This is a genomic window from Phormidesmis priestleyi ULC007 (assembly GCF_003003695.1).
In the GTDB taxonomy this organism is placed as follows: Bacteria; Cyanobacteriota; Cyanobacteriia; order Leptolyngbyales; family Leptolyngbyaceae; genus Phormidesmis_A; species Phormidesmis_A priestleyi_A.
In genome coordinates this window covers 30,941-48,548 of record NZ_PVWG01000004.1, presented here as the reverse complement: position 1 = coordinate 48,548, position 17,608 = coordinate 30,941, and the positions used below count along the sequence as shown (strand labels likewise).

Sequence of the window (17,608 nt, the reverse complement as noted above, 5' to 3'; positions counted from 1 at the left end):
CGATCGCAACACGGAGGAATCTAACTCGTTGATTCCTCCTTTACTGTCTCAAAAGTCAGGGGTTCCATGTACGATTTTGCGATTGTTGGGGGCGGCATTGTTGGGTTATCGACTGCGATGGCACTGGGAAACCGCTACCCAGATGCCAAAATTTTGCTATTAGAAAAAGAGAGCCAATGGGCCCACCACCAGACGGGCAACAACAGTGGTGTAATTCACTCTGGCATTTACTATAAACCAGGCAGCTTTAAGGCAAAGTTTTGTCATGCAGGTAGCCGATCGATGGTGCAGTTTTGCCAGGAACACGCGATCGATCATGATGTATGTGGCAAAGTCATTGTCGCTACTGAGCCAGAAGAGTTACCGCTCTTAGAAAATCTTTATCAACGAGGGCTGCAAAACGGTCTAAAGGTTGAACGAATTACGGCGGAACAAGTGCAAGAAATCGAGCCTCACGTTCGATCTTTAGCAGGGATTCGAGTCGTTTCGACGGGCATTGTCAGCTACAAGCAAGTCTGTCAAAAATATGCAGAACTCGCAGCTTCTCAAGGAGCCGATTTGCGCCTCAATACGCAAGTAGAAACTCTGGTCAAAACTAGTGATGGATATGATATCGCCACCACAAACGGCGCGTTTAATACTCGATTTGTGATTAACTGTGCAGGGCTGCACTGCGATCGGGTGGCTCAACTGACTCGCGCTAAACCGCCCGCTAAAATCGTCCCTTTTCGCGGTGAATATTACGAGCTAACTCCAGAAAAACGCTATCTAGTCAAGCATCTGATTTATCCAGTCCCCAATCCCAATTTCCCCTTTTTGGGCGTTCACTTCACGCGCATGATTGACGGCACCGTTCACGCAGGCCCCAACGCGGTGTTGAGCTTTAAGCGAGAAGGCTATAAAAAAACAGACTTTAACCTGCGTGATTTTGCCGAAGTCATGACCTATTCCGGTTTCTGGAAATTGATGGCAAAGCACGCCGATCAGGGCATTCAAGAAATGCTGCGATCGTTCAGCAAAGCGCTGTTTGTGCAAAGTCTGCAACGACTGATCCCAGAGGTGCAAGCGGAAGATTTGGTTCCGACTCATGCAGGGGTGAGAGCGCAAGCTCTAATGCCCGATGGCAAGCTCGTCGATGACTTTTTGATGGTGCAAGAGGGCGACGCTTTGCATGTTTATAACGCCCCTTCTCCGGCAGCGACAGCCTCGATCGAGATTGGTCAAGCGATCGCGGGTCAGGTTGCGATCGTGCCTTCATCGAGTGTTTCATTTAGTGCTTAGTCGTTATCCTAAGATTGCAACTTGACCGACGATAACTTGATGAAACCTAGCAATCACTCTAGTCAGAATCGCAGTTCCAACTCCAAAATCTTGACTCATTGGGCTGCAAAGCTTGTGGCTGGAAGCGTTTTATTCGTGTTCATCGTGACGTTGTTACCGTTTAACTTCACCCCGATCGCGCCTAATCTGCACACGATTGTTCGTCGCTTCTTTGCCCATCATAGTGATCTCAATGACCTAATCGGAAACGTCATTTTCTTTCTGCCGTTTGGTTTTGGGTTAGCGTGTTTGGCTCGACAGAAGGGATTTAATCATTTAGGCACGGTTTTAATTACGTTCTTTGCCAGCAGCACTTTGTCACTGACTGTAGAAACCCTACAGCTCTTTCTGCCTTCGCGTAGTTCAAGTGTGATCGATATTTGCACCAATACAACGGGAGGCGTTTTAGGCGCGATCGCCTACTTAATTTGGTGCGTCATGGCTCCGGGTCAATCACCAAGATTTGCAGACTTTTTGAGGCGACGGCTTTCAGGGCGAGTCTTGATCGCCGCGATCGTCGGTTGGCTAACCGTCACCACTTTCATCGTTCTCACATTTCAGCAAGCTGCCACCTTCAGCAATTGGGATACTAGCTTTCCGCTGTTGTTGGGAAACGAGCAGACCCAAGATCGACCCTGGACGGGAACTATTTCCAAGGTTGAGATCAGCGATCGAGCGAGTTCAGCTTCAGAAGTTGCCGAGATTTTTGAGCATCAGGGCTTTGTCTCGCGAGATCTGATTGCTGCCTACACGCTCACGGGGCCGGGAGGCTACCCCGATCGAACAGGTCACTTGCCCGATTTAGTTTGGCGTGGAGGAGCGTCCCAACCGATTCAGGGAGGACAATTCACAACCGATCGCTGGCTGTCTACCCAAAAACCCGCAACGGCATTAGCCAAAGCGCTCAAAGAGACTTCTGAGTTTACGTTAAGCACGATCGTGGCAACATCCGATTTCACGCAAACCGGGCCTGCGCGGATCATTTCTCTCTCAGGGGATGCGTCCCGCCGCAATTTCACACTGGGTCAAGAAAAAACCGACCTAGTGTTTCGATTACGAACTCGGATCACAGGAATCAATGGAAGTTCTACCGCTTTATTGGTTCCTGATGTTTTTAGTGATACTAAAATTCATCATTTAGTGTTGACTTATAAGCATCAAGTCCTAACGCTTTACGTTGATAACATCCAGCGTTTATCAACTCTTAAACTGACCCCAGACATAACCCTATTCCGTTATCTATTTTCTGTTAAAGATCGTAGTGGTCGTCTCGTCCGCGTTAATCCTTTTATTTACGCTACCATATTTTATGTTACTTTTTTTACACCACTAGGCTTGCTCATAGCATTAATTGTTATGCGGCTAAAAAGCTCATTGAGCGCTTACTTATTTGTGTTCGTCAGTGGAGTTTTCATTCCTGCATTACTGCTAGAGCTATTGATTAGAGGAGACGAATTTCGACTCGCTAATTTAGCGGTAAGTGTGGCGATCGCAACCTTTACCATGCTACTCGTCAAAGCTCGATTGTCTACCCGCTTAAAATCAAGCTATGCGGCTTGATTCTCTTGGGATTTTGAGTTGGTTGAACTGAATTCATGAACATCGAGACAGAGGTTTAGAAGATCGATATGTTGATCGAGGCAGGCGCTATAGAGATGATTAGACTTTATAATAGGAGTACTCCAGACTTGAGCAGGAGTTCGTAGAGTATGAGACAACTAACTTCTTGGAGATTGTGCGTATGTCGCCAGTATCTAACGAGCAGTCAGAAATCACTCGTACAGAGCGTGGGCTAACGATTTCAGGCACTCGCATTACTATTTATGACGTAATAGACCACCTTGTAGCAGGACGACCGCCACAACTGATATTAAACTGGCTTCCCTTAACAGAAGAGCAGCTTGAGGTAGCACTGTCATACATTGAGGCAAATCGGGCTGAGGTAGAAGCTGAGTACCAGGAAGTTTTGAAGACAGCAGCAGTAGCCCAGCAGTACTGGGAAGCAAGGAACCGCGAACGCTTTGCTCAGATTGATAGGATGCCACCTAAGTTTGGTCAAGAAGCTCTGTGGGAAAAACTTCAGGCGCAAAAGGCTAAACATACAGTGGAGTAGATGAATTTTCTGATTGACTACAACCTCCAGAAATATGCTGCGATTCTATTGGGGAAGATTGCAAGCGACGGTTGGCTTGATCTGAGATGATCGTTGAGTTTGAGAAGTTGTCTGCGGCGGGTGAAGCGGATTGTTATGTCGTCTAAAGCGAGATTCATCCTGTGTTTTTCTAGCCTCGATCGGCTTCTATTAATCTCAAGCCTCCCATCGTAGTGCAAACGAAGAAGGGAACAAAAAACCAATCTGGGGAGTTGAGATAGAGCCAAATCATCAAAATAAGCCACAAAATCAGACAAATCGTGGCGAGTAGAGTGTGCATAGACTGGCAAGCCAATTTGCAGAGGTTTGCTCAGTCATTCAGTATCTCTACTGAGAAATCAGTTGAAAAAGATTGAAGAAACCGTGAAGTCAAGGGTCAGATTCTAACCAGTATGCTGAATCCAACCTTACCGATAGGCCTGCATCGGTTCTTTGATAAAGCGAATGTAGAGATGCTTAAAAGTAGACTTTAAAACACGCGGCGCACCAAAGTCGATCGGCATCATTTTTTCGGGCAGTTGCCAATCAGCAAGGCGCAAATCTTCAGGGCGGCAATGCACAAAGGTAATCTCACTTAAGTCTGGACAGCAGCCCAGTCGCTGAGACGCGACGATCGTCGGCACGATCGCAGGATCTACATTGAGAATTTCGACGACGGCACGATCGAGAGCAAACACGTTATTCGATGCGCCCAAAATGCCGAGCGCTCTCGGTTCGCCACCGCTCGGCCCATTTCCTTCGTGCCCAATGATGCCATCGAGAATGGTTAAATCAGGATCGATCGCGCGGGCGGTTTCGACGAGCATTGCTCCAAAGCGCTCTTGATCTTTCCCGGCTTCCATGTGCCACCAGGCTTTCATCTTGCCCGGAACGCAGCCAAACAGGTTCTTAACGCCCATTGTGACGGTCAACTGCACATGAGATTTGACTTTAGGCAGGTTGATCACAACATCAGCTTCCATCGCTTCTTTAGATAGCAGTAGATGATTAAAATCTTCGCTGACAACTTCATAGCGCTTGCCGTTGAATTCGACGATCGGCAAATTCAATTCTTCAACTAGCGGCAAATATCCGTTTGCTGTAGCAACTCCTCTAGCACTTCCAAACGCCGGGCCGTCTCCTAAAAAGGGCATTCCTCCCGCTTCTTGCACCAGTTTTGCGACCCAATAAACGATTTCTGGACGGGTGACGCATTCTTTAGTAGGGCGCGCCCCTGTAAGGAGATTGGGCTTGAGCAACACGCGATCGCCCGGTTTGACAAAAGCAGACATGCCGCCGAGGGGTTCTAACAGCGTCTCGATCGAGTCACGAAGTTGAGCGCGATCGTAAGAATTTGCTCGAATCAAGCTAACAGAAGCAGTGAGGATTTGCATATCGTCAAAGAGGTTAAAAATTAGGGCGTTGCAGAATCAGGGGCTGAAATGACTGTAGGGGTAGTGCCCCCGTGCCTATCCCTGACACAGGGCAACCACAGGGAGATTGCCTGTACCCCTGACGGAGGGCAACCACGGGGGGATTGCCCCTACCTAAATTATCCCGCTATTCAGCAACGCCAAGATTAGATGCAGAATTTTTCAGACAAGGAACTAAGCCACCATTGGTTGACCTAATTCATGTTGAAGCGCTAACTCTTGGGTCTGCGTGGTTTGAATCGATTCCATCACAATGCGCTGCGCGTCCCAGCCTTGTTCGTGCTGTTTTAGCCAACACTGTGCCTCGTTTCCCTCGCGCAAAATTTTCTTGATGGGCAGCAAAAAGCAGCTAAAGCCGTTTTTTTTAGCGATCGGCCAAACCTCTTGATAAAGCTGCTCGACCCAATCGCGGGCAAGAATGGGTTTACCCGATCGCCAGTCTATTAATTCAGCATCCAGGCTGGTATGAGCGGCGGCGATTTCATTGGCATCTGCGATCGTCACCAAATCTTCTGCCCGCGTTGTGGCTGAGAGTTGACTCATCTCTAATGGATCGAGATGTGGATCTTCAATCAGTTGATGCAGCCGAGCTTCTAAAAGTGCGGTGATTGCCAGCAGCGCGATCGGGTCAGACACCAAATCACAGATTCTCAACTCTAGACGATTGAGATTATAGGGTCGGCGATCGCCATTCGGGCGCACTGACGACCAGAGATGACGCACATTCTGCATCGTCCCGGCGGCTAGTTGCGCCTCCGTCCATTGAATAAAGTGAGCGTGGCTTTCAAACAACGGGACGTGAGTTGGCGTTTTAGGAAACACAGCCCAACGGCTAGAGTGCGAACCAGTCACAGCACCATTCAGAAAGGGAGACGCAGCACTGAGCGCCAGATAGAGCGGTGCCTCAACTCGCACCAACCGACAGGCACGTATCAACAACTCAGGGTCACTAATGCCGACATTAATATGAACACTAGCGGTAACAACTTTGGTGCCGTAGGTCTGCTCAATATAGTCGTGATAAGGGTTTCCCGGATCAGATCGGTGAAATTCATCTGCCCCACTCAATGCCAGAGTGCTGCCCGGAATCAAGGTATAGTCTCCCAACTGCTTGAGATAGTCACGCAACTGCCCACGCGGACGCACGAGATCACAGAGCGATCGCTCATATCGATAACTGGGAGGAGTGGTGTATTCGACATTGCGGCTGTCAGGTTCTCGCACAAAGCCATCTAACGCCGCCACAATTTTGTCAGACATGCCAACGACTTCACCCTTTGGCGTTCCGGTATAAACCTCGATTTCAAACCCTTTTGATAGCAGCATCTCGCCTCCGCAAGTTGAGCGGTTTTATCTCTTTAGTATCCCGGAAAAAGGGACGACTGCGAACTATCCAAAGAAAGGGTGCTCTCTCTCCCGCCATAGATCACAAAACACGAGAGATGGCATACTCATCTACAGAACGTGGCAGGCAGACAAAATCGTGGGATTGGGTAAATGGGTTGGGTTTTTAGGGTTGGCGATCGCGCTCTACATTTTGTGGGAGATTCGCCAGGTGTTGCTGTTAGTGTTTGCGGCAGTCGTGTTTGCAACGGCATTTAATAGTCTGGTGCGCCGCCTTCAGCGAGTTGGAATGAAGAGAAGCGGCGCGGTGGCACTCTCGATCGGGACTTTTTTAGTGCTGTTGGTGATCTTTGTGGCGCTGATTGTGCCGCCGTTTATCACTCAATTTCAACAACTGGTAGAACTTGTGCCGAAGGGACTCGACAACCTCCAGAATCGGTTTCAAGATATGCAAAGCATGATTCCGGGTTACTCTCAATTTGTGCCTGGAGTCGATGATCTGATTCGGCAGATTCAACCGTTAGCGGCGCGGGTGGTCGGAAACTTTTTCGCCTGGTTTTCAAATGCGCTGGCGATCGTCATTAATCTGTTGCTAGTTGTGATTTTGACGGTGATGTTTCTGATCAACCCTCAACCCTATCGCCGCGGATTTGTCCTGCTGTTTCCCTCGTTTTATCGCAGACGAGTCGATCAGATTCTGTCTCTATGTGAGATTGCGTTGGTTAACTGGGTTGGGGGCACTTTGATCAACATGGTGGTGATCGGGACGGTCAGCGGCATTGGCTTGCTGATTTTAGGAGTCCCCCTAGCGCTAGCAAATGCGCTATTAGCCGGGTTGTTAGAAGCAATTCCTAACGTAGGTCCAGCGTTGAGCGTGATTCCTCCGGTGGCGATCGCCCTGATCGAAGACCCCTTTAAAGCCGGAGCCGTGATCGTTTTATATATCGTGATTCAGCAGCTAGAGCAATATTTGCTCGTGCCGTTTGTGATGTCAAAGCAGGTATCTCTGCTGCCTGCCGTGACGCTATTATCTCAGGTGATCTTTGCCATCTCTTTTGGGTTTTTAGGATTATTTCTAGCCATCCCTTTAGTGATTGTGGGTCAGATTTGGCTACAAGAAGTCTTGATCAAAGATGTGCTTGATCCCTGGCAAGAAAGTGAGAAGTTTAAACTTGAACCAGCGATCGATGCCGAAGAGTTGGACGTGACTTCAGAAACCGAACACTCTTAGGACTTACGCATTTTGACCAAAACCTCGGAGGTTTAAGCCACTCTGTCGGTCACGATGCTTGATTCTTGGTTAAAATCTCCGAGGTTTGCGTAAGTCAAAGTCTTCTACTTTTTAGTAGCCGTCGATCGACCAATGGGGCGGGTCATATTCCAGCTTATACACGCCGTAAGAAGCGCCAATCTTCCACAGTCTAGAATTGTCATTGCCAGAGCGCGGTGCCCCGATGCTGACCACTCGCCCAGCAGCGTCTTTAATGTTGAGATTGCCTTGCCACTCAATGATCCAATCAATAGCAAGAGCTAAAGTGTGACGCGATCGCAGCGCCGCCGGGTTTGATCCAATATCATAAGCTTCGATCATCTGTCTGACCGCTTGCAGTGAAATTGCATCCGTGTATTGCACCCAATCAATATCAACTCCCGGCATCGCGGGGACATCTTCAGGCGCAATATCTCGATTATTAATTGCGACAGCATAGTGCATTAGATAAGCACGTTCAGGCGGTCGAAAGGTGGCCGTCACTTCGATCGCAGCCCCGGCATCTTTAAGCGCTTTCTCAAAGGCTTGTACCCGTTGCCGAAAGGGGGAGACAAGATCGTCGATCGACTGGCTGCCCGGAAAAAACCTGACCCATTGGGCACCACTCAGCCGCCCGCGTAGCCTGCGCGCATACTCAGTCAGAATGTCAAGAGCAGGTGCCAAATCTGCGCCTAATTTCTGCTTTGTGGTGGCTGATAGCTGTTGCTCAAGACGAGCGGGAAAGGCGACATCGACAATTTTGTAAGCTTCAGCCAATCCTCTCGTGCTTCTGATGCCAAAGTCTCCATCGCCGATCAGAGGAGGATTGAGCCGCCCGATCGCCGTCAAGCTTCTTTGCAAATCTCCAACCTCAGCCCTGCCAAAGTTGAGATAGTCGAGCAACTTTGCGGCGGTTAACCCCGCTACTCGATAAATAAACCCCTGAGACAGCGCTTTAGCGTAGGTGCCAGGGCCCACAATGCCATCGGCGGTTAACCCATTTTTTTGCTGAAAGTCGCGAGTTGCCTTATCGGTTACGGCTCCAAAACCGTTATCAACTGCCCCGATCGGGTAGTTTAAATCCACTAAAAAACGCTGCCATGCTCCGACCGCAGCGCCCGTTGAGCCTCGTTTTAAAACAGGTAAATTTAAGGCACTAACTTTAAAAGCCATGACGATCGCTCCCCATCTAAGACAAAAAAATGAGTAATCGGTGATTCGGCTTTTAAAGATTGCCCGATCGTCCGTTACTCATTCTCTTTTACCAGAAAGGTGTAGATTTGGCTTACTGATATTCCTCGACAGGAGACTTCATTTTAGATTTCGCTTTCGCTGCACTCTTCTTGAGAGCGGTCAGACGTGACTCATATTTCGCTCTCAGTCGCTTTTTGGGAGTTTGGTCAATCAGCGTTTTTAAGGCACTTCCCAGGCTCTTATAAGCGTTGGGCAGCGTGTAGCCAAAGCGCGTCGCCAAAGAAATTGCTTTTTCGTCAGCTTCAGTAGCTTCCTTAAGACTGCGCTCACTATTATTTTTCTGATAAAGACGAAACCCAGCAACCCCTGAAAGACCCAGCGCTAAGACCAACAACAAACCATCTTGAACCCACAGTTCGCCGACTGCGCCCCCTAGCCCGATCGCTAACGCCGCCATTTCCCAGCCGTCTTTAGGAATGGTATCTGCCTGAATGCGAGCAACTTCGTGCCAAAACAGCAGGTTGCGCTGGTCGATCGCCAGTTGATCCCACTTCGGCATATCGATTTGAATTTCAACTTCGTCTCTGCCGATCTCTTCACTCGTGATCAAACTTGGGTTAACCGCAGTAGTCACCTCGATCGTCACCCAGCTTTGCAACTCTGGGGGCAACAAGGTTTTTAAGCGCCGCAGTTCGCTCATGTCGGCTCTGGCAGTCGAAGTGGCATACGATGTCATGGCTTCAGCCTCGAAGTTAAAGAAGTTAAAATATAGTCCTCTCTCTCGATGATAGCGATTCTACAGATCACTGAGGCGAGGTGCATCTATTGTGCCGGATCAAAAGCAAATCCAGCAATAACTTTAGGATACGACCTTCAAATCAAAACGAGCGACTATCAAACCGATAATCGCTCAGAGGTTAAGCTCGACAGATTTCTTAATCTGCGAGTTCGATCGCTGGAGGGGAGACTGGCTGAACTGTTGGAGGGCTGCTATTCGTGTAGCAGGCGATCACCCAGAGGGGTAAAACCAGCGTGAGTAGAGCAATGATTGTGCCAATAATGTTTGCCGCAGTATGGGCAGGTTGCCCCGAAGGGCTGGTAGGGTGGCTACCGGATTGCATAATTTATGTTAAACAAACTCAACTAGGATTAGCGGCAGAAAAGACTTCTTTTCTAGTTAACCCATGACGGAGGCAGGAAACCCTATCCTCACTAATGCCAATTCTAGCGATCGTCGCCTCAGTTTTTCGGTTTCGGCAAGCAATCTTTAGAAAGACACGCTTTCAGTGTAAACGATTTTAACAAAATGCGGTTTCAGGCGCGAGATTTGAGCGTCTGGTGAATGCCTTGTAGCTCAGTCAAAATGGCTTGCAGCAGCTCTTGAGTGGCGTTGGGCTGAAGTTCTTGAATCTCGATCGTGACGTGTTTGATTCGCAAAACATCTTTGGCAAAACGCGCAACCTCGTTGGGATGAAATAACAGCCCCTCAGCCGGACTAGAGCGCATCTCAGGATTTAAGCGCTTGGGATCATAAGCGAGATTGGTCGAGTGAGGATCGGTGTTGGCATAGCGATAAACAGAGGCTCTAGAACGATTGAGCGCTTTTTGCACGGCTTCAATATCCATTAACCCTGTGGTTGTCGTTGCCTCGACGTGAGAATCGACAATGGTCATATCAGCTACTTTCTTGCACTTGGACGCGCCAATCTTAGCATAAGACAAGAGGAGCTGAGTGCAACCGAAGCGCGATCGGGTAGTTCGTTATTCGGCTGCACATCTCTCAGTACAGTGCTTTGGTCAGTTGGGGCAGCATTCAATCAAAAGCATTCTGGTTAAATGCTATTTGATTGTGAAGGCGCTTCTTCCATGGTCAATTTGGCTTCCTTGGACGGTGCAGATACTCCGTATAACCCTGGTGCCATCGCTAGTCTCAATATTACAGGTGCCAGAGGCAGGAACGGTGCGGAAGCCCTTTTCAGACGAACGAAATTTACTGACCCGAAGTTGAACCTTGCCCTCAAAGTTTTTCTGGACGTTGCCAATATACTCGATAGAGAATCTTCCGGCGTTCGTTAAACCGAGTGAACCGTTGTTATTTGCAAAAGCAAGCACTAAGCTCGCATCGCCTACGCCTTTGAAGCGGGCATTTTCGATCGTTCCTCTGCTTTTGAAAACTGCATTGGTGGGGTCGCCGGGTTTAGCCAGGGTAGCGGTGGCTGCAATGAGCAAAGTCGTACAACCTAACAGGCAAGTCGAAGCAATATGTTTAACGTTCATCTCAAATTAATCGTTTAGACGTTTACAACCGGGTCTTAGCATGCTCAAGTTTTAAGTGCTGCTTAGAGACTATTTGCATTAAAGCCTAAATCTTGCCCTTTGTTAGCACCGTATGCAAAATTACCCGTCTGATATCAGACGGCTTGTTGACATCCTCACCGTCCTAAAGGAGCGGTGATTCCCAAACCTCGCGATTTGAGTTTCTGCTTCATTGCAACTGCCTCTACCCTCTAGGAGTTTTGGTCTTATGCTCGCTCCACAGACTAACCCCGCTAGCCCAGCGGTTTTTTGCGCGAAATCCCCAGAGAATTTCTATGTTGGTTGATTCAAGGGATGTTTACCATTGCCCTGTCCTCTTTTCCCGGTCTACCGATTTTTCTGCGCCGCCAGCACAGGGCTGAACTTCGCTCGTTAGGCTGTCTGATCCATCGTCACGGGTGGGTCATTGACCAATACAAATCTACCACAAATCAATGTAAAGCCGTGCTAGAAGCACGGGGTTTCTACCCATTTCTCTGATGAGGGGACAATCGCTCAGAATACCCCAACTGCGGCAAGCGTCAACTCTTATCGGGTTCCCATTGGGTTTAACCAACGGACGATCGCAGTCTCTAATCCTTGAAGTTCGCGATAGATTTCTTGGCGCATCCATTGCCCGATCGCGTCAAATGGCGAAAACGAATCGCCAGTCTGCCACTTAAAATCCTGTCCGATCGGCGTGGCATGAGAGCCTTTAAGAATCTGGAAAGTCACCATATCAGGGAAGCGTTTCTTCAACAGTTCCGACAAAGTGTAGGTTTGATCGATCGAGTCGTTATCAAATTTCACCAGCAGATTGCGCCGAACTTGATAGCGATCGCTAATCATTTTGTTCGTTTCTAAAGGCGAAGGCGTAAACTCGACTGAAAACACTTGAGAAAATTGCTCGACTAAAGGAACAGCATCTCGCGCCGCAAAGTTATTAAACGAGATCAAAATATTTCCGGCTCGCTCGACCCCAAACAGACTGCCAATCAATAAATGCAGTTTACAGCCCATGCTGTGACCCATTCCATAGACGGGAATGTAGCGTTTTTTAATGATGCGAGTTTGAAGGATTTCTAAGGCACGATCGAAGCTTTGCAAAACCGACTTGGCAATCTCAATGTGATCAAAAGTGTTGACAAACGGAGTCGCCACGATCGCATATCCCTGCGATGCCAGATATTCTAATAAACGACGGTAGGTGAGTTGAGGAGCGGCGGCCACAAATGCCCCGCCCAAAAAGTGTACGATCGCAATGGGTCGATCGGGCACTAAAACCCAGTTGCCAGAAATTTCTTGCCAGTCCATTCAGTCTTTGCGCTCAGAGTTCTTCTGCTTTCTATTGTCTCGTATTGGATCAAGTTGAGTTATTTTTCTCAAAATAGCGGTGATTGCAACTCTTTTGGTACGGTTCTACGCTCCCTGATCTTGCCGAAATGCAGATAGGCTCTTATCAGGTAGCGGTTAAGTGTGTCTCGGTTAGTATGCCTAATTGGATTTTGCCAACCTTAAGTGAGATTCTCGCCTTGAGCAGTCAGCCTCAAGGGGATTCTGATCAGTGTGTCTGGAAGTCTGAAGAGCTTAGATCTAGGCAACACAATACAAATTCCTCGATCGCTCAACAGCGAGTTCGAGCCGAACGAGAATGGTTTGGCGCGATCGCAGCGCTAGAATCTTTGCTGAAACAAATTAAACCGTCAAGTCCTGGCGAAGATGTTCAAGGATTAGTGCTTTCTGGGCCATTGCCCGTTGTCAGCCAAACTGATTTAATGTCTCAGTTTGCCACTTGGACGTTTACGGCTGACCCGTCTGCAACGCTAATGGGGTTGCCCTTTCGCTTATGTCCCTCGATCGACCAACCTGCTTCGACCTGCGAAACCAATCCCTCGCTTTCCCTGCTGCCGGGTGATCCCTTAGCAATTGAGCAATTTTCTCTAGTGCTGACTGAGCAGTTTAGCTTGGTGATGGTTTTAGGCGAGAACCCGCACGGGGAACCGACCTTTGCTTTTACGTTTGATCCCGAAGTTGTCGATCGCGTCTGGCAAGTTTTACGGCTGCGGGTTGTGCTGATGAATGCCCCGCAGATGGGCAGATTGGATGCGCTGATCAAGCAGTTTCCGGCGATCGCTCCGCACTATAAGTTAGTCACTCAATTCAGCCATCTTTTGCTAACGCGTCTAGCCGATGCCGACGAAATGAAATCGACTCATCTTAATGAAGGGGCGATAGAGTCCGCCTTGCAAAGAAATCGTAAGAAAGCGGCTTCTCGAAATGGTAAAGCACAGAAGCTCGACAAACATCCGACCGCCGATGATCTCTCGCAGCGTTTGTCTGAGGGCAAAAGCATCGACATAGAACTACTGCAAGCGATCGCCCACGAAGTTCGCACCCCTTTGACCACGATTCGTACCCTGACGCGATCGCTGCTCAAGCGTCGAGATTTGCCGCCCGATGTGCTAAAACGATTAGAAATGATCGATCGGGCTTGCAGTGAGCAAATCGATCGCTTTGGCTTGATCTTTCGGGCAGTGGAGCTAGAAACCTCTACAACCAGTTTTGCCCTGGCATCCCTCGCGCCGACTTCTCTAGCCGAGGTTTTACGCGAAAGTATTCCTCGTTGGCAAAAGCAAGCGAGTCAGCGCAACCTGACCTTAGAAGTAAGTTTGCCTCGACAAATGCCGACGGTGGTTAGTGACCCGACGATGTTAGACCAGGCGTTGACGAGCTTAATCGATCGCTCTGCGCGCAGCTTGCCGCCGGGGAGCCATATTCAAGTCGAGGTGACACTAGCCGGAAATCAACTCAAACTCCAGCTTGAGTCTTCAGAATCTGCTGAAGCGATCGATTCAAAGCCTCATCAACCCTTGCTAAAATCTCTAGGTCAAGTGCTGATGTTTCAACCCGAAACGGGAAGTTTGAGCCTTAACCTCAATGTGACCAAAAACCTGTTCCAAGCGCTGGGAGGAAAGCTAATTGTGCGGCAACGCCCAGAGCGAGGCGAAGTGTTTACGCTCTTTCTGCCATTAGAACCCGGATAAAGGCAGGTTTCAGCTTTTTCTGGAAAGGATTAGGTTGATATTCAAGACTGTAAGGTTTGAGTATGATGTTAGGTAGTTCATCAAGGAGCTTTTCCCTAGTCATGACACTCGAACAAATTGAAGAAGAAGTTCTTGCGCTTCCGAAAGATGCTCAGGCAGCTTTACTAGCTCGGCTTCTTGGATATTTGGGGCAAACGGATATGGTTGACCAAGAAGTTGCAGGCGTTTGGGTAAACGAAGCTGAGAGGCGTGACCAAGCAATGGATCAGTCGCTAGAAGCTGGCGCTCCTTCTACAGAAGTCTTTCAGCGAATTCGTGCATCTTTGTAATGACACCTGCCACATTTAATTCGCTTGCAGAACAAGAATTAGTTGATGCGGCGGCGTACTACGAGGAACAGAAGCCCGGATTGGGACTAGAGTATTTGGAGGAGGTCGAACGCGCAGTCAACTTTCTGATCCGTTACCCCAATGCTGGCTTAGAGATTCGAGGTTCAGTTCGTCGCTTAATGTTACCAAAGTTTCCATACTCACTTCTATACCGTGTCCTCAAAAACAGTCAAATTCGCATTTTGGCAGTCGCTCATCATAAGCGTAGACCGAAATATTGGAGCGATCGCAAGTAGGCTAAAACGGTCGGACAGAGTGTTCTTGCTACTCCAGTCCTAATTCGCGTTTGAGCAGACTGACTGACTTGCTGACAATAAAGTTTTCACAGTAGACCAATTGAGGCGGACGAATAATATCTTCTCTCGCCGCAGAAATGGTCGCTTTGACTGCCGCAGAGCTTACATCGTCAAAGCTAAAGATGGTTTGAGCACTTCGTACCATCGCATTCATCTTATATTTGTCGTTCACCTGAGCGGTCATCACGAGCAAATCATCGCCCCGCAAACTGTGAATGATTACCTCTGCAACTCCGACCGTTCCTGAACTGAGGCTGACAATGCCTAAACAGGTTCCTTTAGGGAGCGATCGCACCATCTTGATCTCTTTTTCAAAATCGTAGATGTCTACCGGAATCACACGCGCCGATCGAGGGGTGGCGATCGCTTCTGCCTGAGCAATGAAGTAGCGGCTGGTAACGACAGTGCTCGATCTCGTCTGATCTAACACGCGACTGAGTTCTTCTAAAGGCACAAGCTGCATCGGAATGTTGAGGGCACGCTCTAATTCGCGCAGCAAAATTTCGCCATTGGCAATGTCGTGCTGTGGAGCCGTGATCAATACTTGAGCACTACAGCGCAGCCGCCAATCGATTTCTGCCAAAAATAATTCTCGTGCTTGACCGAGAGAGCAGCCTTGCTTTAACAAATCGTCTAGGCTGGTTTGAATGATTTTGTGCGCTTGAGGATTTTGATCTAGCAGCGGAGACTTAATGCTCGTAGCGGGATCGTGGGCTTGATCTCGAACGTAAATGCCCGACCCTGCCTGAGCATCGACCACTCCTGCTTCTTCTAGCTGACGATAAACCTTGCTAATGGTATTGCGGTGCAGCCCAGTTTGCATCGCTAATTGTCGAGTGCTTGGCAACCGATGCCCTGGCGAAAACTGTCGCGACGCGATCGCAAACAAAATCTGATTATAAAGTTGGGTCGATGCCGGGATATCACTATCTGGCTGAATATGAAATTGCACCATGCCAGGGCCTCAAAACTTGCTCACATACTAGATTCAAAGTGAGTAATTTTCTCACCGGAATCTGTTTACTATTTGTACCATTCTAGAGATTAGTACGGTGTTTCTCCTACCTTGTACACTGGTTATACGAAAATTTAACTTGCAGTGTTAAATCAAATAGCTTAAGAATGTTTGTGAGAGTTTTCACCCAAAATTACAGATTATTGTCTATAACTTTTAAGCATCGTGACAGAAATTAGAACGACAAACGCAACCGTTTTAAACGGAGCATTGCAAATTGATGCTTACTTAGCAGAACCAACTGATAGCGAACCCCATCCTGCGATCGTGGTCATTCAAGAGATCTTTGGCGTAAATGCTCACATTCGTCAAGTCACCGAACGACTGGCACGAGAAGGATATGTGGCGATCGCACCCGCAATTTTTCAACGCACCGCTCCCGGCTTTGAAGTTGGATACAGCGAGGCAGAAACAAAACTCGGACGAGTTTACAAAGATCAGACAAAAGCTGATGAATTATTGAGTGATATGCGAGCCACGATCGCTTATTTAGAAACCCTTCCCTGGGTGGAAAAAGGTGCCATTGGCGCGATCGGCTTTTGCTTTGGCGGTCATGTCGCTTATTTAGCGGCAACTCTACCAGAGATTAAAGCCACTGCGTCGTTTTATGGAGCCGGAATTGCAGCCATGACTCCGGGAGGTGGCGCACCTACCATTAGCCGAACCGGAGAGATCAAGGGCACTCTCTATGCGTTCTTTGGCACCGAAGATCCATTAATCCCCGTTGAGCAAATTGACCAGATAGAAGCCGAACTTCAGCGACAACAATCCTCTCATCAAGTATTTCGCTATCCCGTAGGTCACGGTTTTTTTTGTGATCAGCGATCGGACTATCGTCCCGAAGCTGCCGCCGATGCTTGGAACCAGGTAAAAGCACTCTTTAAAAATCTCCGCGCTTCTCTCCCAGGCTAAACTGGCAATAGTCAGCAAATTTAACCCTGCAACCGTGGGGCTGTCACTCAGTGGTCATGAATCAAAAATCAACTCAGTCTCGATCGGACGCATCCTTCTCGATGGATGATTTTGCAAAAGCGCTGGAGCAACACGACTACCAGTTTGCCACGGGGCAAATCGTGCGGGGGAAGGTGTTTAGCTATGAAAGCGGCGGTGCGCTGATAGATATTGGTGGAAAATCGCCTGCCTTTTTGCCGATCGAAGAAGCTAGTGTGCGCCAAATTAGCGACATCTCAGCAGTGCTGTCCGATCAGGAAGAAGAGCGAGATTTTCTAATTATTCGTGAGCAAGATGAAAACGGACAAGTCACCCTCTCGCTGCGGCAACTAGAAATTAAAAAAATCTGGGATCGGCTGGCAGATGTGCAAGACAGCAAGCAAAGTCTGCAAGTGCGGGTGACAGGCATGAACAAGGGCGGCGTAACGGTTGATGTGCAGGGCTTACGGGGGTTTATTCCACGATCGCACTTAGTTGAGCGAGAAAATCTAGAAGCGCTCAAAGGTCAAACGTTGACGGCTACGTTTTTGGAAATGGATCGCGATCGTAACAAACTGGTGCTGTCAAATCGCCTCGCCGCCAAGAGCGCTAGCTTTAGTCAGCTAGAAGTAGGACAACTCATCGAAGGCAAAGTGGTGAGCCTCAAGCCCTTTGGAGCTTTTGTGGAATTTGATAGCACAACGGGTCTGCTGCACATCAATCAAATTAGCAAAAACTACATTGCGTCGCTGCCTGCCCTGCTGCAAGTCGGACAGGTGATTAAAGCCATGATTGTCGAGCTAGACGAAGGCAGAGGTCGAATTTCTCTTTCTACAAAGATTCTAGAAAATCATCCTGGTGAAATGACTGAGAATATGGCTCAGGTAATGGATGAAGCAGAAGCGCGTCAAGAACGAGCCAGAAAAAATCTGGGCGTTGCAGAATGAGGGATGAAATGGCTGTAGGGG

18 protein-coding genes are annotated in these 17,608 nt (G+C 48.5%); 9 read left to right on the top strand and 9 right to left on the bottom strand.

Annotation, left to right across the window (positions count from 1 at the left end; translation table 11 throughout):
* Window positions 1-66: 66 nt before the first annotated feature.
* The 3 genes from lhgO (at window position 67) to C7B65_RS05445 (ending at window position 3,433) form a co-directional block, all read left to right on the top strand.
* Window positions 67-1,281 (top strand): L-2-hydroxyglutarate oxidase, encoded by a 1,215-nt coding sequence (gene lhgO, locus C7B65_RS05455; protein WP_073070573.1) that lies wholly within the window; start codon window positions 67-69, stop codon window positions 1,279-1,281.
* A gap of 39 nt (window positions 1,282-1,320) precedes the next feature.
* Entirely contained in the window at window positions 1,321-2,880 is a 1,560-nt protein-coding gene (locus C7B65_RS05450; protein WP_083582786.1) for a VanZ family protein, read from the top strand.
* A gap of 181 nt (window positions 2,881-3,061) precedes the next feature.
* Entirely contained in the window at window positions 3,062-3,433 is a 372-nt protein-coding gene (locus C7B65_RS05445; RefSeq protein ID WP_073070571.1) for a DUF433 domain-containing protein, read from the top strand.
* Window positions 3,434-3,879: 446 nt separating this feature from the next.
* Here the strand turns inward: C7B65_RS05445 and C7B65_RS05435 are convergent, their stop codons facing one another.
* Together C7B65_RS05435 and gshA are read right to left on the bottom strand one after the other, a co-directional pair.
* Window positions 3,880-4,845: an Npun_F2552 family protein gene (locus C7B65_RS05435; RefSeq protein ID WP_073070570.1), complete on the bottom strand. Its 966-nt coding sequence runs from the start codon at window positions 4,843-4,845 to the stop codon at window positions 3,880-3,882.
* Window positions 4,846-5,058: 213 nt separating this feature from the next.
* Window positions 5,059-6,210 carry a glutamate--cysteine ligase gene (gshA, locus tag C7B65_RS05430; protein WP_073070569.1) on the bottom strand — a complete coding sequence of 384 codons (1,152 nt, stop codon included), beginning with the start codon at window positions 6,208-6,210 and terminating at the stop codon, window positions 5,059-5,061.
* A 157-nt stretch (window positions 6,211-6,367) separates the two neighbouring features.
* Between gshA and C7B65_RS05425 the strand changes: the two genes are divergently transcribed.
* Window positions 6,368-7,459, top strand: coding sequence for an AI-2E family transporter (locus C7B65_RS05425; protein WP_073070568.1), 1,092 nt, complete (start codon window positions 6,368-6,370; stop codon window positions 7,457-7,459).
* Window positions 7,460-7,570: 111 nt separating this feature from the next.
* On the opposite strand, the gene C7B65_RS05420 is transcribed toward C7B65_RS05425, so the two are convergent.
* The 6 genes from C7B65_RS05420 to C7B65_RS05395 all read right to left on the bottom strand — a co-directional run bounded on the left by C7B65_RS05420 (window position 7,571) and on the right by C7B65_RS05395 (window position 12,280).
* Window positions 7,571-8,650: a peptidoglycan-binding domain-containing protein gene (locus C7B65_RS05420; protein ID WP_073070567.1), complete on the bottom strand. Its 1,080-nt coding sequence runs from the start codon at window positions 8,648-8,650 to the stop codon at window positions 7,571-7,573.
* Window positions 8,651-8,762: 112 nt separating this feature from the next.
* Window positions 8,763-9,407, bottom strand: a complete 645-nt coding sequence (locus C7B65_RS05415) for a DUF3318 domain-containing protein (protein ID WP_073070566.1) — start codon at window positions 9,405-9,407, stop codon at window positions 8,763-8,765.
* Between the two features lie 199 nt (window positions 9,408-9,606).
* Window positions 9,607-9,792 carry a TLTLP motif-containing protein gene (locus tag C7B65_RS05410; RefSeq protein ID WP_073070565.1) on the bottom strand — a complete coding sequence of 62 codons (186 nt, stop codon included), beginning with the start codon at window positions 9,790-9,792 and terminating at the stop codon, window positions 9,607-9,609.
* Window positions 9,793-9,985: 193 nt separating this feature from the next.
* Window positions 9,986-10,345 (bottom strand): resolvase, encoded by a 360-nt coding sequence (locus tag C7B65_RS05405; RefSeq protein ID WP_073070564.1) that lies wholly within the window; start codon window positions 10,343-10,345, stop codon window positions 9,986-9,988.
* 165 nt (window positions 10,346-10,510) lie between these two features.
* Complete coding sequence (locus C7B65_RS05400; RefSeq protein WP_073070563.1) at window positions 10,511-10,948, bottom strand: hypothetical protein; 438 nt, start codon at window positions 10,946-10,948, stop codon at window positions 10,511-10,513.
* A 567-nt stretch (window positions 10,949-11,515) separates the two neighbouring features.
* Window positions 11,516-12,280 carry a DUF1350 family protein gene (locus C7B65_RS05395; RefSeq protein WP_073070562.1) on the bottom strand — a complete coding sequence of 255 codons (765 nt, stop codon included), beginning with the start codon at window positions 12,278-12,280 and terminating at the stop codon, window positions 11,516-11,518.
* 176 nt (window positions 12,281-12,456) lie between these two features.
* Here C7B65_RS05395 and C7B65_RS05390 point away from each other — a divergent pair, with 176 nt between their 5' ends.
* From C7B65_RS05390 to C7B65_RS05380, 3 genes are all read left to right on the top strand, one after another.
* Window positions 12,457-14,010, top strand: a complete 1,554-nt coding sequence (locus C7B65_RS05390; RefSeq protein WP_073070561.1) for a sensor histidine kinase — start codon at window positions 12,457-12,459, stop codon at window positions 14,008-14,010.
* 101 nt (window positions 14,011-14,111) lie between these two features.
* Complete coding sequence (locus tag C7B65_RS05385; RefSeq protein ID WP_073070560.1) at window positions 14,112-14,339, top strand: addiction module component; 228 nt, start codon at window positions 14,112-14,114, stop codon at window positions 14,337-14,339.
* A complete protein-coding gene (locus C7B65_RS05380; protein WP_073070559.1) occupies window positions 14,339-14,635 on the top strand; it encodes a type II toxin-antitoxin system RelE/ParE family toxin in 297 nt (98 codons plus the stop codon). The genes C7B65_RS05385 and C7B65_RS05380 overlap by 1 nt, the downstream gene beginning before the upstream one ends.
* A 28-nt stretch (window positions 14,636-14,663) precedes the next feature.
* Here C7B65_RS05380 and C7B65_RS05375 read toward each other — a convergent pair whose 3' ends face one another.
* A complete protein-coding gene (locus C7B65_RS05375) occupies window positions 14,664-15,650 on the bottom strand; it encodes a GntR family transcriptional regulator (RefSeq protein WP_073070558.1) in 987 nt (328 codons plus the stop codon).
* Between the two features lie 225 nt (window positions 15,651-15,875).
* Here C7B65_RS05375 and C7B65_RS05370 point away from each other — a divergent pair, with 225 nt between their 5' ends.
* Window positions 15,876-16,622, top strand: coding sequence for a dienelactone hydrolase family protein (locus C7B65_RS05370; RefSeq protein WP_073070557.1), 747 nt, complete (start codon window positions 15,876-15,878; stop codon window positions 16,620-16,622).
* Between the two features lie 56 nt (window positions 16,623-16,678).
* A complete protein-coding gene (locus C7B65_RS05365; RefSeq protein ID WP_073070556.1) occupies window positions 16,679-17,587 on the top strand; it encodes a S1 RNA-binding domain-containing protein in 909 nt (302 codons plus the stop codon).
* Window positions 17,588-17,608 lie beyond the last annotated feature (21 nt).